This is a genomic window from Planotetraspora sp. A-T 1434 (genome assembly GCF_025420585.1).
GTDB lineage: Bacteria > Actinomycetota > Actinomycetes > Streptosporangiales > Streptosporangiaceae > JAOEGB01.
The window spans coordinates 20,412-44,716 of the sequence record NZ_JAOEGB010000023.1; the positions used below are offsets into that span (position 1 = coordinate 20,412).

The 24,305-nt window shown below is 68.1% G+C and carries 27 protein-coding genes and 2 pseudogenes; 20 read left to right on the forward strand and 9 right to left on the reverse strand.

What is annotated here, in order from left to right:
• Nucleotides 1–29: 29 nt before the first annotated feature.
• Nucleotides 30–1,004 carry an ankyrin repeat domain-containing protein gene (locus N5079_RS26130; protein ID WP_261586733.1) on the forward strand — a complete coding sequence of 325 codons (975 nt, stop codon included), beginning with the start codon at nucleotides 30–32 and terminating at the stop codon, nucleotides 1,002–1,004.
• Between the two features lie 162 nt (nucleotides 1,005–1,166).
• On the opposite strand, the gene N5079_RS26135 is transcribed toward N5079_RS26130, so the two are convergent.
• Nucleotides 1,167–1,340 carry a hypothetical protein gene (locus N5079_RS26135; RefSeq protein WP_261586734.1) on the reverse strand — a complete coding sequence of 58 codons (174 nt, stop codon included), beginning with the start codon at nucleotides 1,338–1,340 and terminating at the stop codon, nucleotides 1,167–1,169.
• 523 nt (nucleotides 1,341–1,863) lie between these two features.
• Between N5079_RS26135 and N5079_RS26140 the strand changes: the two genes are divergently transcribed.
• The 6 genes and pseudogenes from N5079_RS26140 to N5079_RS26165 all read left to right on the forward strand — a co-directional run.
• Nucleotides 1,864–4,170 (forward strand): nitric-oxide reductase large subunit, encoded by a 2,307-nt coding sequence (locus N5079_RS26140; RefSeq protein WP_261586735.1) that lies wholly within the window; start codon nucleotides 1,864–1,866, stop codon nucleotides 4,168–4,170.
• Nucleotides 4,167–4,766, forward strand: coding sequence for a hypothetical protein (locus N5079_RS26145; RefSeq protein ID WP_261586736.1), 600 nt, complete (start codon nucleotides 4,167–4,169; stop codon nucleotides 4,764–4,766). Before N5079_RS26140 ends, N5079_RS26145 begins: the two co-directional genes overlap by 4 nt.
• Nucleotides 4,763–5,587, forward strand: coding sequence for a slipin family protein (locus N5079_RS26150; RefSeq protein ID WP_261586737.1), 825 nt, complete (start codon nucleotides 4,763–4,765; stop codon nucleotides 5,585–5,587). The genes N5079_RS26145 and N5079_RS26150 overlap by 4 nt, the downstream gene beginning before the upstream one ends.
• Before the next feature lie 129 nt (nucleotides 5,588–5,716).
• Complete coding sequence (locus N5079_RS26155) at nucleotides 5,717–6,223, forward strand: transposase (protein ID WP_261586738.1); 507 nt, start codon at nucleotides 5,717–5,719, stop codon at nucleotides 6,221–6,223.
• Nucleotides 6,186–7,298, forward strand: coding sequence for an IS30 family transposase (locus tag N5079_RS26160; protein ID WP_261586739.1), 1,113 nt, complete (start codon nucleotides 6,186–6,188; stop codon nucleotides 7,296–7,298). Before N5079_RS26155 ends, N5079_RS26160 begins: the two co-directional genes overlap by 38 nt.
• An 8-nt stretch (nucleotides 7,299–7,306) precedes the next feature.
• Nucleotides 7,307–8,005, forward strand: a pseudogene (locus tag N5079_RS26165) (IS3 family transposase); the annotation flags it as partial.
• Nucleotides 8,006–8,072: 67 nt separating this feature from the next.
• Here N5079_RS26165 and N5079_RS26170 read toward each other — a convergent pair.
• Nucleotides 8,073–8,936, reverse strand: coding sequence for a hypothetical protein (locus N5079_RS26170; RefSeq protein WP_261586740.1), 864 nt, complete (start codon nucleotides 8,934–8,936; stop codon nucleotides 8,073–8,075).
• Nucleotides 8,937–9,920: 984 nt separating this feature from the next.
• On the opposite strand from N5079_RS26170, the gene N5079_RS26175 reads away from it, so the two are divergent.
• Nucleotides 9,921–10,502 carry a MobC family plasmid mobilization relaxosome protein gene (locus N5079_RS26175; RefSeq protein ID WP_261586741.1) on the forward strand — a complete coding sequence of 194 codons (582 nt, stop codon included), beginning with the start codon at nucleotides 9,921–9,923 and terminating at the stop codon, nucleotides 10,500–10,502.
• 189 nt (nucleotides 10,503–10,691) lie between these two features.
• Here the strand turns inward: N5079_RS26175 and N5079_RS26180 are convergent, their stop codons facing one another.
• Nucleotides 10,692–11,522 (reverse strand): DUF1684 domain-containing protein, encoded by an 831-nt coding sequence (locus N5079_RS26180; protein WP_261586742.1) that lies wholly within the window; start codon nucleotides 11,520–11,522, stop codon nucleotides 10,692–10,694.
• A 335-nt stretch (nucleotides 11,523–11,857) separates the two neighbouring features.
• Between N5079_RS26180 and N5079_RS26185 the strand changes: the two genes are divergently transcribed.
• On the forward strand, nucleotides 11,858–12,688 hold the full coding sequence (locus tag N5079_RS26185) for an SAM-dependent methyltransferase (protein WP_261586743.1): 831 nt from the start codon (nucleotides 11,858–11,860) through the stop codon (nucleotides 12,686–12,688).
• Between the two features lie 61 nt (nucleotides 12,689–12,749).
• Here the strand turns inward: N5079_RS26185 and N5079_RS26190 are convergent, their stop codons facing one another.
• Nucleotides 12,750–12,992, reverse strand: a complete 243-nt coding sequence (locus N5079_RS26190) for a hypothetical protein (RefSeq protein ID WP_261586744.1) — start codon at nucleotides 12,990–12,992, stop codon at nucleotides 12,750–12,752.
• A gap of 227 nt (nucleotides 12,993–13,219) precedes the next feature.
• Nucleotides 13,220–14,041 (reverse strand): helix-turn-helix domain-containing protein, encoded by an 822-nt coding sequence (locus N5079_RS26195; protein WP_261586746.1) that lies wholly within the window; start codon nucleotides 14,039–14,041, stop codon nucleotides 13,220–13,222.
• A 158-nt stretch (nucleotides 14,042–14,199) separates the two neighbouring features.
• Between N5079_RS26195 and N5079_RS26200 the strand changes: the two genes are divergently transcribed.
• Nucleotides 14,200–14,925: an alpha/beta fold hydrolase gene (locus tag N5079_RS26200; protein ID WP_261586747.1), complete on the forward strand. Its 726-nt coding sequence runs from the start codon at nucleotides 14,200–14,202 to the stop codon at nucleotides 14,923–14,925.
• On the opposite strand, the gene N5079_RS26205 is transcribed toward N5079_RS26200, so the two are convergent.
• Entirely contained in the window at nucleotides 14,912–15,532 is a 621-nt protein-coding gene (locus N5079_RS26205) for a transposase family protein (RefSeq protein ID WP_261586748.1), read from the reverse strand. The two genes, N5079_RS26200 and N5079_RS26205, sit on opposite strands and share 14 nt — an antisense overlap.
• 465 nt (nucleotides 15,533–15,997) lie before the next feature.
• Entirely contained in the window at nucleotides 15,998–16,126 is a 129-nt protein-coding gene (locus N5079_RS26210) for a hypothetical protein (protein ID WP_261586750.1), read from the reverse strand.
• A 313-nt stretch (nucleotides 16,127–16,439) separates the two neighbouring features.
• On the opposite strand from N5079_RS26210, the gene N5079_RS26215 reads away from it, so the two are divergent.
• The 3 genes from N5079_RS26215 to N5079_RS26225 all read left to right on the forward strand — a co-directional run bounded on the left by N5079_RS26215 (nucleotide 16,440) and on the right by N5079_RS26225 (nucleotide 18,379).
• On the forward strand, nucleotides 16,440–17,063 hold the full coding sequence (locus tag N5079_RS26215; protein WP_261586752.1) for a TetR/AcrR family transcriptional regulator: 624 nt from the start codon (nucleotides 16,440–16,442) through the stop codon (nucleotides 17,061–17,063).
• Nucleotides 17,060–18,064 carry a type I glyceraldehyde-3-phosphate dehydrogenase gene (gene gap / locus N5079_RS26220; protein WP_261586753.1) on the forward strand — a complete coding sequence of 335 codons (1,005 nt, stop codon included), beginning with the start codon at nucleotides 17,060–17,062 and terminating at the stop codon, nucleotides 18,062–18,064. Before N5079_RS26215 ends, gap begins: the two co-directional genes overlap by 4 nt.
• Nucleotides 18,065–18,202: 138 nt before the next feature.
• On the forward strand, nucleotides 18,203–18,379 hold the full coding sequence (locus N5079_RS26225; protein WP_261586754.1) for a hypothetical protein: 177 nt from the start codon (nucleotides 18,203–18,205) through the stop codon (nucleotides 18,377–18,379).
• Nucleotides 18,380–18,385: 6 nt separating this feature from the next.
• Here N5079_RS26225 and N5079_RS26230 read toward each other — a convergent pair whose 3' ends face one another.
• Complete coding sequence (locus tag N5079_RS26230; protein WP_261586756.1) at nucleotides 18,386–18,955, reverse strand: TetR/AcrR family transcriptional regulator; 570 nt, start codon at nucleotides 18,953–18,955, stop codon at nucleotides 18,386–18,388.
• A gap of 188 nt (nucleotides 18,956–19,143) precedes the next feature.
• On the opposite strand from N5079_RS26230, the gene N5079_RS26235 reads away from it, so the two are divergent.
• Nucleotides 19,144–20,019: a zinc-binding dehydrogenase gene (locus N5079_RS26235; RefSeq protein WP_261586758.1), complete on the forward strand. Its 876-nt coding sequence runs from the start codon at nucleotides 19,144–19,146 to the stop codon at nucleotides 20,017–20,019.
• 219 nt (nucleotides 20,020–20,238) lie between these two features.
• Here N5079_RS26235 and N5079_RS26240 read toward each other — a convergent pair whose 3' ends face one another.
• Nucleotides 20,239–21,483, reverse strand: coding sequence for a histidine kinase dimerization/phospho-acceptor domain-containing protein (locus N5079_RS26240; protein ID WP_261586759.1), 1,245 nt, complete (start codon nucleotides 21,481–21,483; stop codon nucleotides 20,239–20,241).
• A 172-nt stretch (nucleotides 21,484–21,655) separates the two neighbouring features.
• Between N5079_RS26240 and N5079_RS26245 the strand changes: the two genes are divergently transcribed.
• From N5079_RS26245 to N5079_RS26265, 6 genes and pseudogenes are all read left to right on the forward strand, one after another.
• Nucleotides 21,656–22,024, forward strand: coding sequence for a hypothetical protein (locus N5079_RS26245; RefSeq protein ID WP_261586760.1), 369 nt, complete (start codon nucleotides 21,656–21,658; stop codon nucleotides 22,022–22,024).
• Nucleotides 22,025–22,308: 284 nt separating this feature from the next.
• On the forward strand, nucleotides 22,309–22,521 hold the full coding sequence (locus N5079_RS26250) for a LuxR C-terminal-related transcriptional regulator (protein ID WP_261586761.1): 213 nt from the start codon (nucleotides 22,309–22,311) through the stop codon (nucleotides 22,519–22,521).
• Nucleotides 22,422–22,691 (forward strand): substrate-binding domain-containing protein, encoded by a 270-nt coding sequence (locus tag N5079_RS26255; protein ID WP_261586762.1) that lies wholly within the window; start codon nucleotides 22,422–22,424, stop codon nucleotides 22,689–22,691. Before N5079_RS26250 ends, N5079_RS26255 begins: the two co-directional genes overlap by 100 nt.
• Complete coding sequence (locus N5079_RS35625; RefSeq protein ID WP_410007830.1) at nucleotides 22,637–22,762, forward strand: hypothetical protein; 126 nt, start codon at nucleotides 22,637–22,639, stop codon at nucleotides 22,760–22,762. The genes N5079_RS26255 and N5079_RS35625 overlap by 55 nt, the downstream gene beginning before the upstream one ends.
• Nucleotides 22,763–23,187: 425 nt before the next feature.
• Nucleotides 23,188–23,793 carry a class I SAM-dependent methyltransferase gene (locus N5079_RS26260; RefSeq protein WP_261586763.1) on the forward strand — a complete coding sequence of 202 codons (606 nt, stop codon included), beginning with the start codon at nucleotides 23,188–23,190 and terminating at the stop codon, nucleotides 23,791–23,793.
• 128 nt (nucleotides 23,794–23,921) lie between these two features.
• Nucleotides 23,922–24,254: pseudogene (locus N5079_RS26265) on the forward strand (DDE-type integrase/transposase/recombinase); the annotation flags it as partial.
• Nucleotides 24,255–24,305 lie beyond the last annotated feature (51 nt).

Here is a 24,305-nt window from a genome sequence, read left to right on the forward strand (position 1 = left end):
GATCTCCGTTACAAGCCGAAGGGGGCGCGGTGAGCAAAGGCCCGGAATATCTCGCCTTGCGCGGTCTCGACCCGGAGGGGATCAGGCGGCGGCTGACGGCTGGCGGTGACCCCGCTTACCCGCGCACCCTCAACGAGGACCTGCATGAGGCCGCCTGTGAGGGTGTGGCCGAGGCCATCGAGGTGCTCGTTGAGTATGGCGCGGACGTGGAGTCGGTCGAGCTGGACGAGACGCCGTTATGGGTGGCGGTACGGCGCGGCCATCGGGACGCCGTCGCCGCTCTGCTGCGGGCGGGGGCTGATCCGTGGCGGCCGGTGGTGGCCAACAGGTCCCCGGGATGGATCGCGTTGACCGGGCCGCTCGGCGACCTGTTCCGTGGCCTGCCTGGTGCTCCCGTGGTGGAGGCAGATTGGTTGCGACGGCAGGCGGAAACGGACGCTCTGGTCGCCCGCTATGACAGCTGGGACTACTGCGGCGATGGTGAGGGCTTCGCGTTTGTCGCCGATGTCGACGAGGACATGGCCATCCGGCGACTCGGCCTTGACCCGGCCGCCTGTCCAGTCGTGGACGAGGACGACTACCTTGATGTCGGGCTCTCCGGCCCGGGGGAGGCGCTGTGGCTTGGGCAGCCGCCAGGCGGCACGGGGGTCGCGCTGTTCAGCGTCATCAGCTTTGATCCTGGCAGCGAGCATCTGTGGTGTCCGCTCAGCTCGCCCGGCCTGGTCACCAGTGTCGCGACGAACATGGTCGCGGACGACGTCATCGAGGTCTGGCGTGACGGTGTAAGCGTCCGGTACTTCCAGTCGCTGCACGAACCCGAGGAGGACTCGCTGCCGGAGGAGTGGCTGTGCCGCTTCTACGACAGATCGCAGGGGTCGCCGACCAGGCTGGCCCGGGGGCTGGCACTCGGGACATTGCTCACCGGGGTCGAAATCGATGAGGAATGGCTGTTCCACGCCCCCAAACGGCTCGTGACACCGCCCTCACCACAACTGTTTGAATGACCGACCTCTGGGTTCCCGGCTGACCACTCGGAACGGTGGCCTGGAAACCTCCGGGATGCGGAGTTCCCGTGGCGGGAGGGTGCTGCCATCAGAGGGCTTAGCGATGCCGGGTAAGGCGAGATCATCAGCGAGCGCGCCGCTTGGGCAGCAGGAAGGCCGCGATCAGGGCGGCCGGCCAGCCGATGTAGGTAACTCCGCCGAGGCAGTTGAGCGCGAGAGCAGGGCGAAGTTCTCGACCCCGCGTAAGAGTCCGATAAGGGTGGGCAGGAGGTAAACGACCAGGAGCAGCAGGATCAGTGCGATCCAGAAGATGTAGCTGTTCGCCAGCGCCTCCACGCTCACATCTTTCCGCAGTTGACCAATTACCGATTGCGATTTCGTGCAGGTGCTGCGTCGGCTTGCTCGCAGGTGCGGCTGCCGCTGCTGTGCTGGTGCGACTCGTCTGTACGACCTCGTTGATCGAGCGTGGGAAGTCCTCCTGGGCGAGCTTCACGGCTTCGGGGAGTTGGCCGCATCCGCGCGTACGTATGCCGACTGGCGGCCGGGCGCTTGGCGCCGTCCGGGATGTCCCTGGCCTGCTCCGGGACCTGGGCTCCAGTGGAGCGGCAGGCGGCGGGGAACAGCATCCAAGCGCTCCGGCTGCGGCGACGCCGCCGAGCTGAAGAAATGACCGCCTGGAGGGTCGATTCACGCATCGATTATCCACAGCCCCGCCGTACGTGATCGGCGCTTCAGCATCTGCCCGCCCGCCGCCCAAGGGCAGGCGTGTCCGCTCGACCGGCGAGCCCGCCGGCCAGTAGAAGAGAGGCGCTCTCCCCTTTTGATGAAGGCGCTTCGATGAAGGCGAGAGTGGTGGCGGATGGTCCGGCGGACGAAGACGCGCAGGAGCCTGCTCGTCTCCAGACACTGGATCCAGGCGGCGCTGCTGGTGGCGGTGTTCGGGTTCTTCGTGATGGGGCTGCTGGCCTTCCGCACCTATACCTCGCATCCACCGGTGCCACGGCTCGTGGTGAGCGACTCCGGGCGGGAGCTGTACACCGGGAGCGACGTCGCACAAGGGCAGAAGATCTTCCTGGCCAACGGGCTGATGCAGTACGGCTCGGTGCTGGGACACGGCGGCTATCTGGGGCCGGACTACACGGCCGATTATCTGCGCCGGGCCGCCACGGCTGCCCTGCGGGCGTACGGCAGCAGCGACCAGGCGCGCCAGCGGATCCGGCGGGAGTTCCGCGCGAACCGCTACGACCCCCGCTCGGGGGTGCTGCGCTTCACCGGCGCGCAGGCGGACGCCTTCGCCGCGCTCACCGAGCACTACCGCGTCTACTTCGGCGACCCGCGCACCGACAAGGGACTGCGGCCACGGGCGATCACCGATCCCCGGCTGGTCCACCAGCTCACCGCGTTCTTCTCCTGGACCGCCTGGATCGCCTCAGCCGAACGCCCCGGCAAGGATTACTCCTACACCAACAACTGGCCGGCCGAGCCACTGGTCGGCAACGGGCCCACCGCCGGCAACGTGGTGTGGAGCGTGGTCTCGCTGATCGCGCTGCTCGTCGGCATCGGAGCGCTGTTCGGGGCGGTCGGCCGATGGGGCACCTATCTGGGCTGGAAGGGCCGCCAGTCGGAGGCCATCTCGTTCCGCTCCCCCGACCAGGTGAGGCTCACCCCGGCGCAGCGCGTCACCGCGTTCTTCTTCCTCGTCGTCGCCCTGCTCTTCCTCGCCCAGGTGCTGCTGGGCGGCGCGACCGAGCACTACCGGGCCGACCTCTCGGGATTCTTCGGCATCGACATCGCCCGCGTGCTGCCGTTCAACCTGGCCCGCACCTGGCATCTGCAGCTGTCGCTGTTCTGGGTGGTGGCCGCATTCCTGGCGGCCGGGATCTTCCTGGCCCCCCTCATCGCCGGGCGTGAGCCACGCGGGCAGAAGGCGCTGGCCTGGACGTTGTTGTCGGCCCTGTCCGTCGTGGCGGCCGGCTCCCTCACCGCCGAAGGGTTGAGCATCCACGGGTTCATCCGGCCCGGCAACTTTTGGGGAAGCCAGCAGTTCGAATGGCTCGACCTGCCCCGCCTCTGGCAGATCCTGCTCGTAGCCGGCCTCTTGCTGTGGATCCTGATGATGTGGCGGGTGCTGCGCGGAAGCCTTTCCGGGGAGAGCCGCGGCAACATGCCCTGGCTGTTCTTCCTGGCCGGCCTCGCGATCCCCGTCATGTACGCGGTGGGCCTGCTCGCGACCCCCGGCGACACCTTCACCGTGACCGACTTCTGGCGGTTCTGGGTGGTGCACCTGTGGGTCGAGGACTTCCTCGAACTGTTCACCACCGTCATGGTCGCCTACATGTTCGTCCAGCTCGGCGTGGTGCGGGAGAAGGTCGCCCTGGTGGTCATCTATCTGGACATCATCCTGTACTCGGCGGGCGGCGTCATCGGCACGATGCACCACCTCTACTTCAGCGGCGAGCCCGCGGAACACCTGGCACTGGGCGCGTTCTTCTCCGCGCTGGAGGTCGTGCCGCTGACCTTCCTGACCGTGGAGGCCTGGTCCTTCCTCCAGTTGGGCGCGCGCCAGCACCTGGAGTCCCGGACCCCGTTCCCACACCGCTGGGCGGTGATGTTCCTGGTCGCCGTGGGTTTCTGGAACTTCCTCGGCGCGGGGGTCTTCGGCTTCCTGATCAATCTCCCCATCGTCTCCTACTATGAGATCGGCACCGGCCTCACCGCCAACCACGCGCACGGCTCGATGATGGGCGTGTACGGCATGCTGGCCGTCGCCCTGGGCCTGTTCGCGCTGCGCTACCTGATCCCCGCCCACCGGTGGCCCGAGAAATGGGCCAAGGTCTCCTTCTGGTGCCTCAACATCGGCCTGGCCTGGATGTGCTTCGCCACCCTCCTGCCGCTCGGCCTGCTGCAGCTGTATGAGTCGGTCGCCTCCGGCTACTTCGAGGCGCGCTCGCTGGCTTTCGTCGCGGGGGTGCGCACCAACACGGTGCTCGAATGGCTGCGACTGCCCGGTGACCTGGTCTTCATCATCGGCGGGGTCCTGCCGTTCTGCTGGATCGCCTGGCTCGGCGTCCGCCACCGGGGCCGTCAGGCCCCCACCGACCCCGTCACGGGCGAGACACCCGCGCCGTGGCTGTCGGAGATCCGCGAGCCGGTGGACACGGGATGATCGGCCCGTTCGCCGCCGAGGTTGTCCTGGCCGACGGCTACGCGGCCGGGCTGCTGGCCACCGCCTGCGGCCTCGACCGCCTGGCCCGCCACGTCGCCGAGCGCACCGAGCGCCACCGCACCGGCGGCTTCACCTACCGCCCCGAACACGACGCCTGGATCTGCCCCACGGACCAGATGCTCTGGCCGGTGCGGCACGACCGGCGCCTGACGCTCTACCGGGCCAGACCCTCGGTGTGCAACGCCTGCCCGCGCGAGGCCGACTGCGCCCCGTCGCAGCGAGGCCGCGAGATCGTGCGGGCGCCGCGCCCCTGGCCGCACTCGGAAGCCGGGCGATTCCACCGCGGGATCGCCCTCGTGCTGGTCACCCTCGCCGCGACGTTGACGCCGGTCGAGGCGGCACGCCATCCCACCTGGCCCGACCTCGCCCTCAGCGCCGCCACTCTCGCGCTCACCGCCCTGACCGGATGGTGGCTGACCGGGCACCTCCGAGCCACCCCCGCCGACTTCCCGGCTCCGTACGGCACTGCGGCGCAACCTGACTCCGGCACGGCGGCGCCGGACCGGTACACCACCGTCTGGAGGTCGGACTCATGATCTGGACAGTCGCCGCGGCGGTCCTACTCGGCCTGGCCGCCTTGACCGGGCTGCGCGTTTTGCGGGAGTACGAGCGCGCGGTCGTCTTCCGGCTCGGCCGCCTGCTCCCCCCGCACGGGCCCGGCCCCGTGTTCCTGGTGCCGCTGGTGGACCGGATGGCCCGCGTCGATCTGCGGACCATCGCCCTCACCATCCCCCCACAGGAGGCGATCACCAGAGACAACGTGCCGGTCCGGGTCAACGCGGTCGCCTATTTCCGCGTGGTGGACCCGGTCCGGTCGGTGACCGAGGTCGAGAACCACGCGGTCGCGACCTCCCAGCTTGCCCAGACGAGCCTGCGGTCCGTGCTCGGCCGCCACGACCTGGACGCCCTGCTGGCCGAGCGCGACCGCCTGGGCGAGAGCCTGCAGAAGGTCCTCGACGAGCACACCGAGCCATGGGGCGTGAAGGTCACCCTCGTCGAGATCAAGGACGTCGAGATCCCGGAGGCCATGCAGCGCGCCATCGCCCGCCAGGCCGAGGCCGAACGCGAACGCCGCGCCAAAATCATCAACTCCGAGGGAGAGGTGCAGGCCGCGGAGAATCTGCGGGACGCGGCGGAGATCCTGTCCACCAGCCCGGCCGCCATCCAGCTGCGCTACTTGCAGACCCTGCTGGAGCTGGGCGGCGAAGGCCGCTCCACGATCGTCTTCCCGGTCGCCGTCTCCGGCTCCCCCTCCTTCGAGGCCGGTCACGCCGGCATGCTGCCCGCCGTACTCGCCGCCGCGGGCTCGCGTCCGGAGGCCACGGGCCGCAGCGCCCCGCCTCCGGACAGAGCGTAAGTCCTCGGGCCTAAAAGCGCACCATTCGCCGTCATCGAGTGAGCGTGATGTAAGCCTCTGCTGCATTGCCACGGTTGGTCATGTCTCGAGTGTGATCCAGGGCGCTTGTCGCCGTCGGCCACCTGGGAGGTGGGGCTCCAGTCTGGCGTCCGCACCTACGCCTACCCCGCGGCGGGTACGGCGCAGCCGCACACCGTCCGCTCGGTGACGACCGCCGGGCCAGGCGTCTCGGCACGATGCCAGCCCCGGAGGAAGTACCCCCAAGAGCTCCGCGAGCGCGCGGTGCGGATGGTGTTTGAGATCCGGCAGCGGACTGGGCAGGCTCCCGGCGCGATCGCGCGGGTCGCCGACCAGCTGGGGGTCCACCGCGAGGCGCTACGTGGATGGGTCCGCCAGGCCGAGATTGACGACAAGCAGCGGCCCGGTACCTCGAGCGCGGACGCGCAGCGGATCGCTGAGCTGGAGCGGGAGGTCCGTGAGCTGCGGCGGGCCAACGAGATCCTCAAGGCCGCTGCCTTAGATTCAGACGATCAACGCAACGCTGCTAGTGGATGGGTGGATCGTGGCTCGGATGGGTCGGCCGGGAATGTCGGACGCGATGAAAGAAGACTTGTGGCGGCGGTGGCGCGCCGGTGACTCCATCAGCGTGATCTCCCGGGCACTGGGCAAGCCCCCGGGGTCGGTTTTCACGGTGCTGAAGCACCATGGCGGCATCGCGCCGGCCGAGCGGGTGCGCCGGGCCGACCATTTGAGCGCCGAGGACCGGGAATCGATCTCTCGCGGCCTCGAGGCTGGAGCCTCACTACGTTCGATCGCCGTGTCGATCGGCGGCCCGGCATCCACGGTGAGCCGGGAGGTCGCCCGCAACGGCGGCCGAGTGAAGTACCGTGCGGTCGCCGCCGAGCAACGCGCTCAAGAGCAGGCACGTCGCCCAAAACCGTCGGCCCTGCAGGACAACCCGGTGCTGCGCCAGCTGGTGATCGAACTGCTCGACAACGAGTGGTCCCCGGAGCAGATCGTGGGGCATCTGCGGCTGATGCACGCCGGCAACCCGCTCATGCGGATCAGCCACGAAAGCATCTACCGCGCCATCTACACAACCCGCTGGAAAGTGATCCCGCGTGAGCTGTGCACCAAGCTGCGCACGCGCCGTCCCATCCGCAAAAACAAGAAGAACACGGTCAAGGGCCAGTGGCGTTCCCAGATCACCGGGGCACGGCCGATCGAGGAACGGCCTGACGCAGCCAACGCCCGAACCGAGCTCGGGCACCTCGAAGGCGATCTCATCGTCGGAGCCAAGAACAGCCAGGTCGCGACGCTGGTCGACCGCAAGTCCCGCTACCTGACCATGGTCGCGCTACCCAGCCGTCACACCACGACGGTCATCCCCGCCCTGCAGCAGGCGTTCTCACGGATGGATGCTCGCCTGCTCACCACTCTCACCTGGGACCGCGGTATGGAACTCGCCGGCCACCACTTGCTGACCGAAGCGACCGGCGTCGAAGTCTTCTTCGCGGCACCGCGCAGCCCATGGCAGCGGGGCACAAACGAGAACACGAACAAGCTGATCCGGCAATACTTACCGAAAGGCATCGATCTGAGCCTGTACAGCCAAGCCGACCTCGACGCCTTGGCCGCCCGACTGAACAACCGCCCCCGAAAGTGCCTCGGCTACCGAACCCCAGCCCAATGCGTTGCCTTGACTCTTTGAATCTAAGGTGGAAGGAACTCACCCGCCAGGGCATCATCGCGGCCCGTTGCACGGTCGCGCGGCTGATGGGACAACTCGGGCTGACCGGTGCGATCCGCGGCGATCACAAGAAGCGGACTACGACCGTCGAGCCGCAGATGCCGCGGCCTGGTGATCTGGTCGAGCGTGACTTCACCGCCGCGGCGCCCAACCAGCTGTGGGTTGCCGGCCTGACCTATATCCATACCTGGTCGGGGTTCGTCTACGCTGCGTTCGTCATCGACGTGTACTCGCGGATGATCGTTGGATGGCGGTTGGCCGGCCACCTGCGCACTGATCTGCCCTTGGACGCGTTGGAGATGGCGATCTGGCGACGCGGCGGAACAGTGAACGGCCTGGTACACCACTCCGACCGGGGGTGTCAGTACCTGTCGATCCGCTACACCGAGCGTCTCGCCGACGCCAGCGCGGTCTGCTCGGTCGGCTCACGCGGCGACAGCTACGACAACGCTCTCGCCGAGAGCACCATCGGGCTGTACAAGACGGAGCTGATCCACCGACGAGGCTCCTGGAAGGGCCCAGACGATGTCGAGATCGCCACCATGGAATGGGTGGATTGGTACAACAACCAGCGGCTTCACAGCGCTTGCCAGGACCTTCCACTCGCCGAATTCGAAGCCCTCCACCGAACAGGGATCAACCCGGCTATCCTCGCCGGAGCCAACTAACCCGGCCCTCCATCAAACTCGGCGCGGTTCAGGTTGAGCCCGTTGCAGCCTGCCGGGCGAGGTTGTTCTAATACCGGTCGAGGACCAGTTGTGTCTTCAGGATGTCGCCGTGGTAGAGCCAGCCGTTCGACTCGGCGACTGCGATGGCGTTGTTATGCAGGGCGGCCGCGTCGGAGTATTTGTCGGTCTTGAACGACAGTTCGACGACGTACTCCGTTCCGATCCCGCCTGCACCGGCAACCGGGAGCACCTCGATGCTCGCGTCGTCGGAGGTTCCCCAGGCACCCTTGTAAACCTTCGCGGTCACCGGGCCGTGGGCGCGGGAGACCTTGAGGATGTCCTTGCCCCAGTTGTTGGAACCCCAGTCCTGGAGCTTGCCGGGGATGTCGTTGACCAGCCAGGTGCGGCCGGTGCCGCTGGTCGGCATCGCCGTACCGGAGTAGCCGCTGGCACTGTGGCTCTTCTCGTTGCTGAAGCTGAGAGTCTGCTTCGCGTAGCCCCAGTCGACCTGGGCGTCGTAGTTTGTATCGCTGCTGTCGAAGCCGGCCGCGTTCGCCTCGTCAAGGGCAGCGTCGATGTCTCCGCCGACAATGGCGAACCGCATTTTGTAGGTCTCCTCGAACGACGAGCCCGACTTGTGCCGGAGGCGGACGTTCCAGCCCTCGTCGTCGAGCTGCAGGGCGTCGGTGTCGTAGTAGGAGTACGAACGCGCCGAGGCGGAACCTGTGATCCCGAAGGCGGCCTTCACCGCCGAGGTCGGGTTGTGCGATACGTCGAGCGCTGCGGCAGTAAGGTTGATCTTCACCTCGTACGTCGGGACGGCGTTGGCGGCAGCGTGCGCCGGCGTGGCGGGTGTGAGTACGGCGACAGAGGCGGCAAGGGCGATCGCTGAGACGGCGGCAGAGCGGCGCACCCGAGACATGAGGATCATGCGCCCACACTTTCCGCGGTGGGTGATCACCGGGTGGCCGCTGGGTTCCTGTCACATGAACCAGTGACGTCAGGCGAGTCGCCGCCCGCTTGCGCCGAGGCCAGCCAGATGCGCGGGTTGCGAGGCGCCACTATGACGAAGCAAGGTGCCATCCCCTCACCCTTGTCCTGGTCGCAGTCTGAGTCTCCCCTCGTAACGTGGAGGTGTCTCCTGCCGGGCGTTGGGAGTATCGCCAGCCTGGCTGTCCAAGTGGCGGGTCTCCGACAACACGGTGGCGGCCATCATGCGGGAGAAGAGCTTGTCGGCCCGGCCGAAGCAAGCGTAAGAGCACCACGCGGCCGGGCAGGGGCGGTGGCGGGCCGAGGACCACCTGCAGCGCGACTTCACCCCGTCCGCGCCCAAGGTGCACTGGTGCGGTGATAGCACCGAGGTTCGCACCGCCGAAGGACCCGTCACAGCCCAGTACGTTTGACGCCCGGCCATCCCCGCGATCGCGTCCGGAGCGCTGCCGTTCTCCTTGCGGATCCCGAAGACCATCCCGCGCTCGCGGGTCCTCTGCGCCGCCGCCCGGGATGGCGCTGTGGCGATGATCACCGTGTGTGATGGCGCTGCGTGCGGAGCAGAGCCGGTTGCAGGAGGCGATCGAGGACGCCGGCCGCCACCTGCTGCCGCACGGCGTTTCAGCTTAAGCAGATCCGCGGCGACCGCATCCTGCAGGAAGCGCTCGCGGTCGGGGCCGATCCACTGCACCTTGCGGCGGCGTTCAACCTCAGCTCGGGGACCGCGATCGCCTACGCCGACATCGCCGGACCCTGCTCGAACGGCCCATCCAAACCACCGTGGCCTCTCGCGAGACTTTCGCACCGTCCCACCCCGGCAGCTGACGCCGACCTCAGTTACCCGTGGGAGTCGGCTGGAGCGGGACGCGGTCTCGACTCCGAGCCGCCGACCAGCCGTGAGTTCCCCCAGGCACTTTCAGTGGCCGTGAACCCGCTGCAGAGCAAGATGTTCGCAATGTCCCATTACCTCTGCATCCGGCGGGTTACAGAGGGGGACATTTATGATCAGAACCGCCAACTTCTGCAGGTGCGGCCGCAGTGGGCTCTGATCAAAGGGGGACCGGGCTCGGTCGTCGGGGGAGCGGCCACGGGCATGTCTGATGGGGGAGAAGAGGCGGGGTCTAGGAAGGTGCGGCAGCGGCGGCGGGAGCGGCAGACCGTGCCGAGGCCGCATGTGGTGAAGTTCGTGCTCACCGCCGAGGAGGAGTACGCCGACTTTCGCCGGGCCGCGCAGCGGCTGGGGCGTGCGCATGGAGCGTACGCGGCCGAGGCCGCGTTGGCGGCGGCGCGGATGGCGGACCCGCCGATGCCGGATCCGCTCCGGGAGGCGCTGATTGAACTCATGCACGCCTCCGGCCAGGTGCGCCGCATCGGGGTCAACCTCAATCAGGCGATCGCGGCGCTGAATACGACCGGCGCCGACCCTGGGAACCTCGTTCCGTACGCGCCGCGTGCTTGCGAGCCGTGCAGCGGCTGGACGGAATCGCGGAAGCCATCCGGAAGGTGATCCGATGATCGGAAAGGCCATGCGCGGGCGGCGCGTCGCGGGCTTGCTGTACTACCCGTATGGCCGAGCTAACGAGCACGTCAACCCGCACATTGTGGCGGGGTGGCGGCATCCGGCCGAGCTGGAGCCGGCGCTCAGGCCGGATGGCGGGCGGGATTTCCGCAACACCCTGCGATCTGGACGAGCCGGTCAGGCGCGTTCGTAGGGGATCTTTTCGCCTGCCTCGACTGCGAGCGGCAACCTGTTCTCCGCCGGCGGCAGCGGGCAGGTGGCGAAATCGGTGTAGGCGCACGGCAGGTTGGTGGCGCGGTTGAAGTCCAGGGTCACGTTGCCAACGGCGTCGGGGCCGTCCAGCTTGAGTCCACGGTTGGCGGCGTACGTGGTCACCCCGGAGGTCTCGTCGGTGAACAGGATGACGAGGCCACCCGAGGCGCCGCCGTCGAACGCCGTCAGGGTCAGCGTGCGTCCGTCAAGCTCGAACACGACCTGGCCGGGTGCGTCGTAAACGTGCTGCAGGCCCTCCACGGCCGCCCCTACGGTGGTCGGCCTGGGGTCGTCGAACGGGACATACCGGCCGGTGACCCGCCAGCGCGGGTCAGGCGGAAACGTGGGCGTGCCGGTGTACCCGGCTCGCAGCGGATGGTCCGGATGCCGGGGCCGGACGATGTCGTGCCCGCCCCGCTTGGCGACTTCTATCACGGCATCGCCCCAGACGGCGCTGATCTCGCTGCGTTCGGGGATGTGGCCGAACACATGCCGGCCGCGCACCGGCTTTCCGTCCAGGAGTAGTTCCTCGCCCTCGCCGAGGGTCACCACGACGCCTTCCTCACCGGTCGACCATTCTCCGGGCGCGTCCGGCAGGCGCTGCGGTTCGGGGGTGAGCCAGTGCAGGTTCGTGACCGCGAGGAAGCCATGGGGGGAGCCCACCGCAGCCTCGTGGCGGCGGTGCCAGTCTTGCCATTCCTGGATGAACGGGTCGAAGCCGGTCGTCCCGATGTCTACGGCGGCAGGGGTTGCCATGTCTGTTCCTCCAGCGTCATCCGACGGCGGGCCTGACCTCTCCACAGTATCACTATGTCCCTATTCCCGGTAGAGATACTCGGGTTTGTCCGGGGCGCGTCGCTGTGTTCCTGGACATCGCCGGGCAACCGGTGGGACCTGCTCGGTCCAGCGTGACGTGCCCGAGACCGCATAAGGAAACCGGTCGTCGGCAGCCGCGGCGCATTTCCGAATCTCGCCAATTTCCAGATCCACAATTATTCTCCGGGAGGGCATTCACGGGGCTCGACCGCTTCACTCCGGTATCCGCCGTGCCTTGCGCGCTCGCTCAACGCGATCTCTAACAGGAGTTGACGGTGACCTGGGAGTTCGACGGAAATCCGGCGCCTTATGGCGCGGCCGGCCCGAAGCAGATTCAGTTCGACCCGACCAAGCCATCTCCGGCCAGGGTGTATGACTATGTTCTGGGCGGTAAGGACAATTTCGCCGCTGATCGCGCCGCGGCCGACCAGGTCCTGCAGGTCTTCCCGGAGGGACGAGAACTGGCCTGGGCGAACAGGCGGTTCATGGCCCGCGCCGTCCGCTTCTGCCTGGGCCAGATAGGGCACGTCGGCCAGATCGTGGACATCGGGACAGGGATGCCCACCTCTCCCAACGTCGCCCAGGTGGCCCGCGAGGTGAACCCCGAAGCGGTCGTCGTCGGCGTGGACAACGATCCGGTTGTGCTGGCGCATGGGCGGGCACTGGTTGACGGCGAAGGCGTGCGCATCGTTCCCGGCGACGTGCGGGAGCCGGAGCGGATCATCTCCGACCTGAGCGGGATCGTCGACTGGTCCCGTCCTGTCGCGCTGGTATTCGTGGCGGTGCTGCACTTCGTGTCCGACGAGGACGATCCGCACCGGATTCTGGCGGCGTTCCGGAAGGCGCTCACGCCCGGAAGCCTTCTCGTCATCTCCCACGTCACCAAGGACGGCGTCAGCAAGGCCACTGTCGACCGCATCGACCAGGTGTACGGCAACGCCCCCGTTCCGCTGATCCTGCGGACCACCGAGCAGATCAAGGACCTGTTCACGGGCTCCGACCTGCTGGACCCGGGGTTGGTCGACGTACACCAGTGGCGGCCCGACGACAGGTTTGAGCGCCGGATCGATCTCAGGATCCTCGGCGGGGTCAGCCGGATCCCCTGACCGGGACACGTGCTGCGGCCGGGTTCACCATCGCCGGCGCCCTGCGACTGAATGAGCAGGTTCAGGGGTTAACCGGTTTCAGGTAGCTGTCCAGGACTACGACGCCTTTCCCGTACCGCTCGTCGAGCGCCTGCCGCATTGCCTCCGTGGCCACGAACACCCCGGCGGTCACCCGGTTGGCCATGACGTCGACGGAGAGCGACTGGGAATCGTCCCGTCCGGCCCATCTCCTTCTGAAGTTCTCCCCGGACCCGGCGTCCGAGCCGCATCTCGGTGAAGCCCCGTACGTGGCCGGCGAGAGCATCGAGCTGAGGGCAGTCGGCCAGCGCGTTCTCCAGCGCGATCTGGTCGTCGCCATCCAGGTTGTCGGGATGGGTCATGATCCAAACGCTTAGATCGCGATAAACCTGCCGTCCGCCGCGACTACGGTTGCCCGTGATCAAACCCGGAGCGCGGCCAGGTGAGGAAGCAGAGCACCTCGGCGATCTCCTCGGGCTGGGCCACCCGGCCGAGTGGGTGAGCATGGGCGGGTCATGTCCGCATGACGGACGCGAGGAGCGCCAGCTTGTCGGCACTGTCGGTGCCGGGGTCCGGGTGGAGGACGACGAGCGTCTGCCCTGTCGCGCCGCTGACGCCCAGTCTCTCCCGGTTCAGCCAGAGGCCACCGACCTGGGGGTGGTCGATGTGCTTGGGTGTGCCTTCGCACGTGTTCACGTCGTGGCGGGCCCAGAGCCTGCTGAAGCGAGGGCTGGCGAGGGAGAGCTCGCCGACGAGTTCGATGAACCGGGGGTCGTCCGTGTCGGTGCCGACTGACTCGCGGAAGCCGGCGACCATGCCCTCCGCGGCGTCCTCCCAGTCCGGGTAGAGGGCCTGCTCGGCGGGGTCGAGGAACACGTCCCGCAGGCGGTTGCCCCCCGCCACTAGTCGCGGCGACAGAGCGGTCGCCAGCGCGTTGGCGGCGAGGACGTCGAAGTAGCGGCCCTCCACGTACGCGGGGAGCGGAAGCGTGACGACGAGCTTGGCGACGCCCGGAGGGACGGTCTCCTTCCGGGGCCGCCACCGTCGCCGCCGGGGTTTCTCCGCCCTGAGGCGTAGCAGGTAGGCCGTTGCGTCGTCGTCGAGCTGCAGCACGCGGGCGAGGGACTCGAGGACCTGCGCGGAGGGGTTGCGGTCGCGGCCCTGCTCCAGGCGCAGGTAGTAGTCGGCGCTGATGCCGGCGAGCATCGCGACCTCCTCCCGGCGCAGGCCCGGCACGCGCCGTACGCCCAGGGACGGGATGCCGGCCTGTTCAGGAGTGACGAGCTCCCGGCGGGCGCGTACGTAATCGCCCAGAAGGTTGAATTCGTCGCTCATGTCCACACTGTAATTCGCGCACCTACATGCCTGCCTGGTCCTGTCACCCCCAGGAGCGCGGGGGCTCTGGCTCCGTCAGCGGGTGAGCGGAAGCCTCACTTCCGGGACGAACACCGGAAATCGGCCGGTGGTCCCTTCCGCGAGCAAGGAGCTACACCATGTCAACATATTTGCTGGTACACGGGGCCTGGCACAGCGGGCAATGCTGGGAACGGGTGGTCCCGTTGCTGGCATCGGCCGGGCATCGGGTGGTCGCGCCGTCGCTGACCGGCGTCGGCGACAAGGCGCATCTGCTCGGCCCCGAGGTAGGGCTGGACACGCACGTCGACGACATCGTCAGGCTGATCACCGAGGAGGACCTCACCGACGTGATCCTGGTGGGCCACAGCTACGCCGGGCTGGTCATCTCGTCCGCCGCCAACCGAATCCCGGATCGGATCGCCCATCTGGTCTATCTCGACGCGATGGTCCCGGAGGACGGTGAGAGCGCGGTGGATGTGCATCCCGTGACCCAGGCCCTCATCGACCGCGCCGCGGAGTCCGAGATCGGCTGGCGGATCCCGCCGATGCCCGAGTTGCCGCCGCCCCTGGGCCTGTTCGGGGTCACCGACCCGGCGGACGTGGCATGGCTGCGGGGGATGTTGTCGGATCAGCCGGTGCTCTGCTTCCGGCAACCGGTCCGGCTGGACAACCCGGTCGTGCGCACGATTCCGCGGACGCACATTCACTGCGTCGCCGGCGTACCGGAGGGCATCAAGCGGAGGCCCGTCCCAGCGATACAGCCCAACGGCAGCCCGGCACAGGTCTGGGAACTGGAGACGGGCCACGACTGCATGATCACCATGCCGGCCGAGCTCACCGAACTGCTGCTCAAGCTCGGCTGACCCGCCCATCCGAGCGCGCGGGCTGCTTCCGGCAGCCCCGCGGCTCGGTAGCGGGCCACCGAAGTGACAGTTCGGTCGAAGGTCTACATTCGGCACGCACCATCAAATCCAAGGTTGCTGTGACATCACGGCAAGTGGTGGTGCCGGGCAGTTCGTGCACCATCTGTATCATCGTGCCGGTCAGCCGCTCGATGATGCCGCCGAAGTGCGGCATCCCCTTCGGCCGGTACGCCAGCGTGATGCCGTGCTGGTCACAGCCCCGGCGCAGCGCCTCGCTGCGGAACTCGGTGGCGTTGTCCAGGTGAATCTCGTGCGGCTTGCCGCTCATCGGCCAGGTCGCCTCCACTCCGAGCCACTCCAGCCACGGCCGCTTGTCGCACACCGTGTGCGCCAGGCACAGCCCGACCGACAGCGCCGAGGGCGCCTCCAACGTGGCCACCAGACCGACCACGCAGAGGCTGGTTCCTCGATCGTCGGCGCCCTCCCGCGCCGCGGCGACCGCCGCCGGATCCAGCGCCTCGATCCGCCGCGCCAGCGTGTTGCGCGCCGGCGCCGGCAGCCCGCCAGCTCGGCACCGGCGCACGACCTCCCGGTAGACTGCCGCCACCGATGGCCGCTGACGGGTCAGATACCGCGAGCCGATGATCTCTCGCAGTACCGCCTCGACGGACCCCGCCCGCCGCTGGAGCGCCGGGGAAGCAGGTCCGACCCAACGCCCTCGCCCGCGCGCCACCGGCGCAACAACACCTACACCTGACGCCGCGAGATCCCCAGCCTGTCCGCCGCCGCGTCCGCAGCGGCCAACCCCAGCCGTGGCTCGGCGGCCAGTCGGCCGATCACCTCCGCCTGGCGTACCGCTACGGTCCATGCCTCATTCGGAGCGGTCAGCACCCCGCTCGATGATCTGCACCTGTCCGCCGTCCATGCCGGGACCTCACTGCCGCGCACGCGAGTACGGAACAAGACGCACGGTAGCGCAGAGGACTCTGGCCAATCCGGTGCTTCACAGCCCTCTGCGTAGGGGGTGCGGGACTCTACTGACGCGTAACAGCGCTAAAGGCTGAGACGCACGTCAGGCGATCGGGCCTGGCTGGTCGGGGAGCAGGGCGGCGAGCGCGGTCCGGACGGCGGCGCGGCTGACTCCGTGGGTGCGTGCGAGCGCGGCGATCGAGGCGCCTTGCTCGGTGTACGTCGACCGCACCTCCTCCAGGTCGGCGCCGGTCAGTGCAGGCGGTCGGCCGCGGTAGCGGCCTTCGGCTGCGGCGGCGGCGATGTCTGTGGTCCGCCTTCCCTGTCAAGGATGCCGGCCTGATCGGCATGAGTTGCCGGGAATTCGCTATATGCGACGCTCAAGTGCGGGACACATCCGGCTCTGCCGAGATGAGTGCGACCGCCAGCACGCGGCTGCAGGCTGTATTGCTGCGTCCGGTCGAGGCGGCCGGCATTGATGGGCAACGGCAACGGCTTGCAGCAAGAGGTTGTGCTGTACCTACTGGTATGTACAGAATGGCGGCATGGAGACGCGTCAACTGCTGGTCGAGACGATGAGCGAGCTCATGTGGGAGCGCGGCTACGCCGACACGAGCCCGCGTGACGTGCGCGAACGGTCCGGTGTGGGCCAGGGCAGCATGTACCACCACTTCCCGACCAAGCGGGACCTGGCGGTCGCCGCCCTTGAGCGCAACGTCGCCGACCTGCTGCCGGCCGCATCCGAGCTAGACGGTCCGGGCGACCCTATGGCCCGGATCGAGGCCTACCTGATGCGCTCCCGCGACGCCCTCAAGGGTTGCAAGGTCGGCCGGATGACCCAGGACCCCCAGGTCCGCGAGGACCCGGTGCTGCTTGCGCCGGTGGCCCGTGCGTTCGCCCAGGTCCACCTCAGCTGGGTGAAGGTGCTAAGCGAGGCGGTCGCTGCAGGCGAGCTGCGCCACGACCTCGACCCAGAGCGCCTCGCCCACACCCTGATGGCCGTCCTGCAGGGCGGCTACGTGCTCGCGATCGCGCAGCAGGACCCGGGTCCGTTCGACGACGCCCGCACCGGCGCCCTCGACTTGCTCCGGGCGGCGGCACCACTCACGCCGAACGACGAGAACAAGAAGCCGAACGACGAGAACAAGAAGAGGAAGGGAACGTCATGACGGTACGCATAGGCATCAATGGGTTCGGGCGGATCGGGCGCAGCTACCTGCGCGCCGCCCTGGCGAACGACGCCGACGTCGAGGTGGTCGCGGTCAACGACCTCACCGACGCCCGCACGCTGGCCACCCTGCTCGAGAGGGACTCGATCTCCGGCCACCTCGACGGCGTCGCCTTCGAAGGCGACGCGATCACGATCCGGGGCAAGCGCATCACGGTCTTCGCGCAACCGGACCCGGCCGCCATCCCCTGGGGTGAAGTCGGCGTCGACGTCGTCATCGAGTCCACCGGCCACTTCACGGACGGCGTCGCGGCGGCGGCCCATCTCAAGGGCGGCGCGCGGAAGGTCATCATCTCGGCGCCGGCCAAGGGGGACGTCCCCACGTTCGTCCTCGGGGTGAACGACGACAGGCTCGACCCGGACAGCCACGACGTCTTCTCCAACGGCTCGTGCACCACGAATTCGCTCGCACCGCTGGCGAAGGTGCTGAACGACTCGTTCGGCATCGAGTCCGGCCTGATGACGACGGTCCACGCCTACACGGGCGACCAGCGGTTGCACGATGCCCCGCATTCGGACCTGCGCCGGGCCCGCGCGGCCGCCGTCTCGATCATCCCGACGTCTTCCGGCGCGGCGAAGGCGATCGGCAAAGTGATCCCCGAGCTCGAAGGGCGTCTCACCGGCGCGGCGCTGCGCGTCCCCGTCCCGGTGGGTTCGATCACCGACCTCACCGTGGTCCTCCGGCACAGCGTCAGCGTAGAGGACGTCAACGCGGCGTTCCGCGAGGCGGCGGCCTCCCAGCGGCTTCGGCACTACCTGAAGTACTCCGAGGCGCCGCTGGTCTCGGCGGACATCGTCGGCAACCCCTACTCGTCAATCTTCGACGCGCCGTTGACCGAGGCCGTCGGCAACCAAGTCAAAGTACTCGGCTGGTACGACAACGAGTGGGGATTCTCCAACCGCCTCGTCGAGTTCTCCGAGCGAATCGCCGCGGCCGCCTGACGCCCGCCCACCCTTCGGCGCCCGAAGGCCTGAGAGCGGTTTGCCGGAACCGGACCCGGCGCCGCGGGGCGGGCGGTGGTAGGCGATGTCGCGTTTCTCGGCCGCTGTCAGTGCGGAAGCCTGTTCAGGTGTGACCGGTTGCTCCAGTTCCTGGGGCTCGGCGACACGCAGACCGGCAAGTCCAAAGAGATCGGCTCGTGGCACCGGGCGGAACGGCGATACGACGCTGCCGGCGTCGGTGGCCTGGGTGCAGGCGACGAGCCGAGCCGATGCGTTGAGCAGCAGGCGGATTCTGGAGCCGTCGGGCAGGGGTGAGGCCGGTCAAGCTTCGAACGCCCGAATCGCGAGCGCGGCGAAACGTCGGGAGGCGGCAAGGCGGGCGTTTGCCGATGTGGCGTGGAGGCCGCCGTTGGCCATCAGCATGAGGATGAGGTCGTCCAGGACGAAGTCGGGCCGCAGGCGGCCGCTGTCCTTGGCACGGCGCGCGAGCTCGGCGAGCGAGGTGAGCGCCTGTTCGCGCACCGCGGCGAGATCCATGGCGTGGGGGAAGGCCGAGGTGAACGCCGTGGTGAAGCCCCGGTTTCGTGCGTGCAGCTCACAAAGCTTCTCGATCACGAGGCGCAGGCCGTGCCACGGATCCGGATCGGCGAGCCCCTCCTCGACGATGGCATGGCACGCATACATCTGCTCTGTGAAAGCCTCGGTGGCCAGTGCCTGCTTGGTGGGGAAGCGGCGGTACAGGGTGGCGGGGCCGACCCCGGCGCGCCGGGCTATCTCGCGCATCGGCACGTCCATGCCTTCGGCGGCGAACAGTGCCCGAGCCGCGTCGAGGATGCGCTCGCGGTTGTCCAGCGCGTCCCAACGCAGCGTCTGAGGCAAACGGTTGACCACTGTCTCACTTTAGCTAGACGGGCGCCGGCGTCCGTTAGCGTCCCAAGCAACCAGGGGTCGCTTAACGGCGGCTTTGATTGGGCTCACGAAAAGGGACAACAGTGAAGGCAGTTGCGATCGAGGAGTTCGGGGGTCCCGATGGACTGGCAGTCACCGACATCCCTGCACCGTCTCCCGCTCGGGGACAAGTGTTGATCGTCAACGAGGCGATCGGCGTCGGAGGCGTCGACGTCATGATCCGAAGCGGTGCTCTCGCCGCCTACGGCTTCCGGAAGGGTCATGTCCCAGGCGGCGAGGTGGCGGGGACGGTGACCGCGGTGGGCGATGGCGTCGACCCCGCATGGGTCGGGCAGCGCGTGTGGGCGTTCACCGGTACGGGCGGCGGCTACGTCGAGCAGGCGATCGCGCCGATCGGAGAGGTCCTGACCCTCCCGGCGAGCCTTTCCGCTGTCGACGCCGTGACGCTCGGGAGCTCCGGGGTCGTGGCCCACTTCGGTCTCGCCCATGCTCACTTGTCTCCGGGCGAGACCGTGCTGGTACGCGGCGCGGCCGGCAGCATCGGAATCATGACGGTCCAGCTCGCGGCTCGCGGTGGTGCCAGCGCCGTGGCAGTCACCACCTCCTCCCCTGAGCGTGGCCGTCGACTGCGCGACCTCGGTGCGACCCACGTGCTGGACCGCTCGGGAGCAGGAGGTCCGGACGATCCCCCGGGCTACGACGTCATCATCGACGTCGTAGCAGGTGAAGACATGCCTTCGTTCTTCGACAGGCTCAACCCCAACGGTCGGCTCGTGGTTGTCGGCGCAGTCGGGGGCCAGCCGCCGGCAGACTTCGGCACGAGGGTGATGGCCGCATTCCAGAAGTCGATGTCCTTCGCCACCTTCAGCGCCGCGACGGTAGCGGAGTCGGCTCGACGTGCCGTGAGGATGGAGCAGTTCGCTGCCGCGGATCGTGGCGAGCTCCAGACGGTGGTGCACGAGGTGCTGCCGCTGGAGCACGCCGTGCTGGCACACCAGAAGATGGACGCCGGCGAGGTCTTCGGGAGGATCGTCCTGACCCCGTAGTGACCTGATCGCGACAGATGACGATTCGGCTCGCGCAGCACGATCTCCCGGGGCCTTTCGTCCAAGCGCACTCACCTGCCTCGAAGCGCGCTCCTCTCATCATGGCGTCAGCGTCGGCGCGACCAGAGACTTTTGGTCGGGACATATCGCAGCGTGCATGTTCACTGGTAGTGAGGTTCCATGCTCACGACCAACGGCGGGCAACACCGTTAGGTGCCTTCACGGCTCTGGGCTCATTGGTCCGTCATAGGGTGACGTCTTGGGAGTGAAGGTCCTGGCCAGGAACGGGGGCGGCACTTTGTCCGCGGACAACTCGGAGGGAGCCGACAGCGTCAGATCGGTGCAGAGCTGCCCAAGATACGCGGTCTCCTGGGCGAGCGCCGCGTCAACCGCGTCCAGGATGGTGGCAGCCGCTGCCTGGTCTGCCTCTCCCATCAGATCACTGGACGGAAGGTCGGCGGCCAGTAGCGCGATCTCCCCAGGTGGCTGCGCTGCCGGGGGAAATTGGAAAATATCGCTGATCAGCTGAGTGAGCTTGTCGGCATCCGCGTCCACGACCTTCAGCATGATCCGCTTCTGCTCGTCGCTGAACCGGTCCCACTTCGCGAGCAGAGTCGCCGTGAAGCCCTTCACACTGGTTACCGGAGAGCGGAGCTTGTGCGCTGCCGCTGCCTCCCACCTGATGCGATCATCCGGGGTTGCCGGGTCGGCTACAAGCGACGCAAGTCGCTCATCCAACAGGCGGAGTTGTTCGACAGCGTGCTGCTTCAGCTGTTCGGCATGGTCACGCTGACGCACCGCTTCAGCCAACCGTTCCGCCATCTGCTGGTGGATCCGTTCGGCTTCCCCCAGCCGCTGCTGGGCGTCGCGCAGAGCGGTAAGGAGAACCTGCTCGCGCGCGGCTTCGGCATCAGATGCCATCGCGAGCCGGAGGTCGGCACGAAGGCAATCGCGTTCCTCTGTCAGGCGCCGCACGGCCTCTCCGAGCCGTCCGAGCAGGGTGAGCATCTCCTCGATGCGGCCACGGTTTCGCTCCACGGACAGCTGGGCACGGGCTACGAGATCCTGCCGGCGGGTCACCGTGTCGACCGCCGACAGGAGGCGCTGCACTTCCCGTGACACAGCGGCATGATCGTGCTGCGGCGGCTTCGCGACCGGCGTCAGCGGGCCCGACGGATCCGCCGCCTCCCACACCGGCCGGACTCTCCCCAGCAGAGCCTGCTTGGCACGGTCGTCTCGCTTCGCACAGGCCTCGATCAGGCGGACCACGAACGACCACTCAGGACGCCGCGAGCCGTTGAGGTTCAGTGAGATCGCGGTCCTCCCGTACGGCATGACCTCTTCCAGCCGACGTATCCGGACGTCTCGGCTATCGAGGATGCTGCGCAGCAGCTCTGCCAATGCGCGGGGTTCACGATGTTCGCCACGCAACGGCGCCCAGCGGTTGCCCGGTTTGGCTGGCACGGCTTCGGCCCCTTCACAGCAGTCACTTGAGGGTGGATCGTCCGTGATCGTCCGCGGTTCAACGCGGCTGAGCTGGAGGGATCCGGACGTACCCAGCGGACAATATGCGCCCAAGTTACAAGTTCTGGGTGATGGTCGAAGGTCCGTCGGCGGAATCGAAGTGGGTGATTGCATGAGTCGGCGTCGTACAGGGCAGCGGGCTTGGCAGGGTGCGGCGACGCGGGCGTGGGCCCTGGCCGCTCTGCCGACCGCGTCCGGCGCATGTACCGCGCTGTTCACCGGCGGCCACGCGGGTGTCGTGGTGTCGATCGGCAGTCTATTGCTGTGCGGTCTGGTGATCGCCGATCAGGCTATACGCCGCGTTATTAGGGACCGGGCGGTATCGAAGGTCATCGGTGGCGTCGGTACGCAGGTGGATGCGGTCACACTCATCGTCGCTCTCTCGGCGCATGAGGCGATCGCCGCCGGAATGGTGTCCAGCGAAGACGTCGCCGATGTGTTGCAGGCCACACTCACGCACTCCGGTCGAGTGGGTCTATAGCCGCACAGCGGGTTATCAGGGCTTGCGGGCTTGGAGTTCGTTGCTCATAAACGGCCGATGTAGAGCGTGTAGCGGCCTGGGCAGAGGTCGTATCTCCTCGGTCGGGCAGGTCCAAAGCGGCATCGGCGACGGCAGGGCGGGTGGAGAGCCATTCGAGCCATCGTTGTGATTCTTGTCGTTGGCGGGCGGCTTGCGTTGTGAGGGCGGGGGAGTCCCGGCGTAGTTCCAGCGCGTGAATCTCGGGCCACAGCTCTGGTCGCTGGGTGGGATCGGCGGATAGGAAGATGGCCGAGATCGCCGACTTCCTCTTCCTGTCCGAGGGCACTGCCAAAACCCACGTCAGCCGCGCGCTCACCAAACTCGGCCTGGCCAAGCCGTCGTCTACGCCTACGAACCCGTGCTGCTCGACGCCGACTCGGGCGGCCGGATCGCCACCGAGCACCTGGTCGCGTACGGCCACCGGCGTATCGCGCTCATCTCGGACAGCGACCCGTTGAGCTCGGTGCACGCCAGGGCCGAGGGGCACCGTACGGCGCTGCGTGCCGCCGGGGTCGCCGTGGACCCGGCGTCACGGTGGTGCGCTACGACATCGGGCGCCTCGGCAGCGCGGCGGTGGAACTCCTGCTCGCCCGAATGCGGGATCCGGCGCGTCCGAGGCAGCGCGTGACCGTGCCGGTCGAGCTCGTCGTCCGCGGCTCGGGAGAGCTGCCGCCGCCGACCAGGGCCATAGCCGTGTAGGAGGAGATGCCTGCTGGTGCTCCTGGTGAGCTACCCCCTCAGGTGTCGGGGGTGTTCGTGGTGCTGGTTCGCTTTCTCGCCGCCGGCAGGGGGAGCCGCCGGCGGCTGGTCAAAGCTGGGCCAGCGACTTGGCCCTTCGGCTGCCCACGGGCTGCACCCACACCTCGGCCGCGGACTTCAGCGCGACCGCGTGCCGCGAAGAAGCCGCGGGACGCGGCGGGGGTCGTACGGGGCGCCAGGTGACGTGGCCGCGCTTCGGCGGGACTGGTGTCACATCTGCCGGGCTGGGATCAGGTCTGCGGTCTGCTGATGGGAGAGCAGGCCGGCGATGGCCCGAACGGTGTCACTCATGTGCTCGCGGCGGCCGCGATGTCTTGCGCCGTACGGGTTGGGACGATCGCCGCCGTGGGCTATCATCCCCAGCCATGCCCTCCCAGGTCCGCGATGCCTATGACGCCTTCGCCAGCGTCTACACCGACTTCGTCCGCGGCAAGCTTGAGGAGGACCCGCTCGATCGCGCGCTCCTCGGCCTGTTCGCCGAGCTCGTGCAGGGCCCGGTCGTCGAGCTCGGCTGCGGCCCCGGCCGCATGGCCGCCCACCTCCACAGCCTCGGCGTCGACGCGTTCGGCATCGACCTGTCCCCGCGCCTGATCGAGATCGCCCGGCAGGCCCACCCCCGGATGCGCTTCAAGGTCGGCGACATGGCAGTCCTCGATCTCGCCGACGCCTCCGTCAGCGGAGTGCTGAGCTGGTATTCGATCATCCACACCCTGCCCCAGCAGCTTCCGGGAATCCTCGCGGAGATGCACCGGATCCTCGCCCCCGGTGGGCACCTGCTCCTCGGTTTCTTCGAAGGGCCCGAGCTTGAACCCTTCGACCACAAGGTCGTCCTCGCATACCGCTGGCCGATCGACCTGCTCGCCGAACTCAGCCGGCAGGCAGGCTTCACCGAGTTGGCCAGGCTGATTCGCCAGCCCAACCCGGGCCAGCGCTTCCCCGGCGGCACACTCCTCCTGCGCAAGACCACATGACCTGTGGGATGACTCACTCATCCTGTGTTCTCGCGGGCCTGGAGGGAGCTTCGCGAGCGCGCGGTGCGGATGGTGTTTGAGATCCGGCAGCACTCGGCGACCCGCGCGATCCCGTCGAGCCGCAGATGCCGCGGCCTGGCGATCTGGTCGAGCGCGACTTCCCCGCCTCGGCGCCCAACCAGCTATGGGTTGCCGACCTGACCTACATCCACACCTGGTCGGGGTTCGTCTACGCTGCGTTCGTCATCGACGTGTACTCGCGGATGATCGTTGGATGGCGGTTGGCCGGCCACCTGCGCACTGATCTGCCCTTGGACGCGTTGGAGATGGCGATCTGGCGACGCGGCGGAACAGTGAACGGCCTGGTACACCACTCCGACCGGGGGTGTCAGGGCGGATTCAACCTGTCGATCCGCTACACCGAGCGTCTCGCCGACGCCGGCGCGCCTCACCTCTCCTCGCCGGCTGGACGCGCCGTAGTGTGTGAACGAAGGGGATTTCCGTCGCGCAGG

What these genes read in the sequence shown, in the direction of transcription:
- N5079_RS26140 (WP_261586735.1), top strand. Translation starts at nt 1,864, where the DNA reads ATGGTCCGGCGGACGAAGACGCGCAGGAGCCTGCTCGTCTCCAGACAC.
- N5079_RS26145 (WP_261586736.1), top strand. Translation starts at nt 4,167, where the DNA reads ATGATCGGCCCGTTCGCCGCCGAGGTTGTCCTGGCCGACGGCTACGCG.
- N5079_RS26150 (WP_261586737.1), top strand. Translation starts at nt 4,763, where the DNA reads ATGATCTGGACAGTCGCCGCGGCGGTCCTACTCGGCCTGGCCGCCTTG.
- N5079_RS26160 (WP_261586739.1), top strand. Translation starts at nt 6,186, where the DNA reads ATGAAAGAAGACTTGTGGCGGCGGTGGCGCGCCGGTGACTCCATCAGC.
- N5079_RS26170 (WP_261586740.1), bottom strand. Translation starts at nt 8,936, where the DNA reads ATGATCCTCATGTCTCGGGTGCGCCGCTCTGCCGCCGTCTCAGCGATC.
- N5079_RS26180 (WP_261586742.1), bottom strand. Translation starts at nt 11,522, where the DNA reads ATGGCAACCCCTGCCGCCGTAGACATCGGGACGACCGGCTTCGACCCG.
- N5079_RS26190 (WP_261586744.1), bottom strand. Translation starts at nt 12,992, where the DNA reads ATGCTCTCGCCGGCCACGTACGGGGCTTCACCGAGATGCGGCTCGGAC.
- N5079_RS26195 (WP_261586746.1), bottom strand. Translation starts at nt 14,041, where the DNA reads ATGAGCGACGAATTCAACCTTCTGGGCGATTACGTACGCGCCCGCCGG.
- N5079_RS26200 (WP_261586747.1), top strand. Translation starts at nt 14,200, where the DNA reads ATGTCAACATATTTGCTGGTACACGGGGCCTGGCACAGCGGGCAATGC.
- N5079_RS26215 (WP_261586752.1), top strand. Translation starts at nt 16,440, where the DNA reads ATGGAGACGCGTCAACTGCTGGTCGAGACGATGAGCGAGCTCATGTGG.
- gap (WP_261586753.1), top strand. Translation starts at nt 17,060, where the DNA reads ATGACGGTACGCATAGGCATCAATGGGTTCGGGCGGATCGGGCGCAGC.
- N5079_RS26245 (WP_261586760.1), top strand. Translation starts at nt 21,656, where the DNA reads ATGAGTCGGCGTCGTACAGGGCAGCGGGCTTGGCAGGGTGCGGCGACG.
- N5079_RS26250 (WP_261586761.1), top strand. Translation starts at nt 22,309, where the DNA reads ATGGCCGAGATCGCCGACTTCCTCTTCCTGTCCGAGGGCACTGCCAAA.
- N5079_RS26260 (WP_261586763.1), top strand. Translation starts at nt 23,188, where the DNA reads ATGCCCTCCCAGGTCCGCGATGCCTATGACGCCTTCGCCAGCGTCTAC.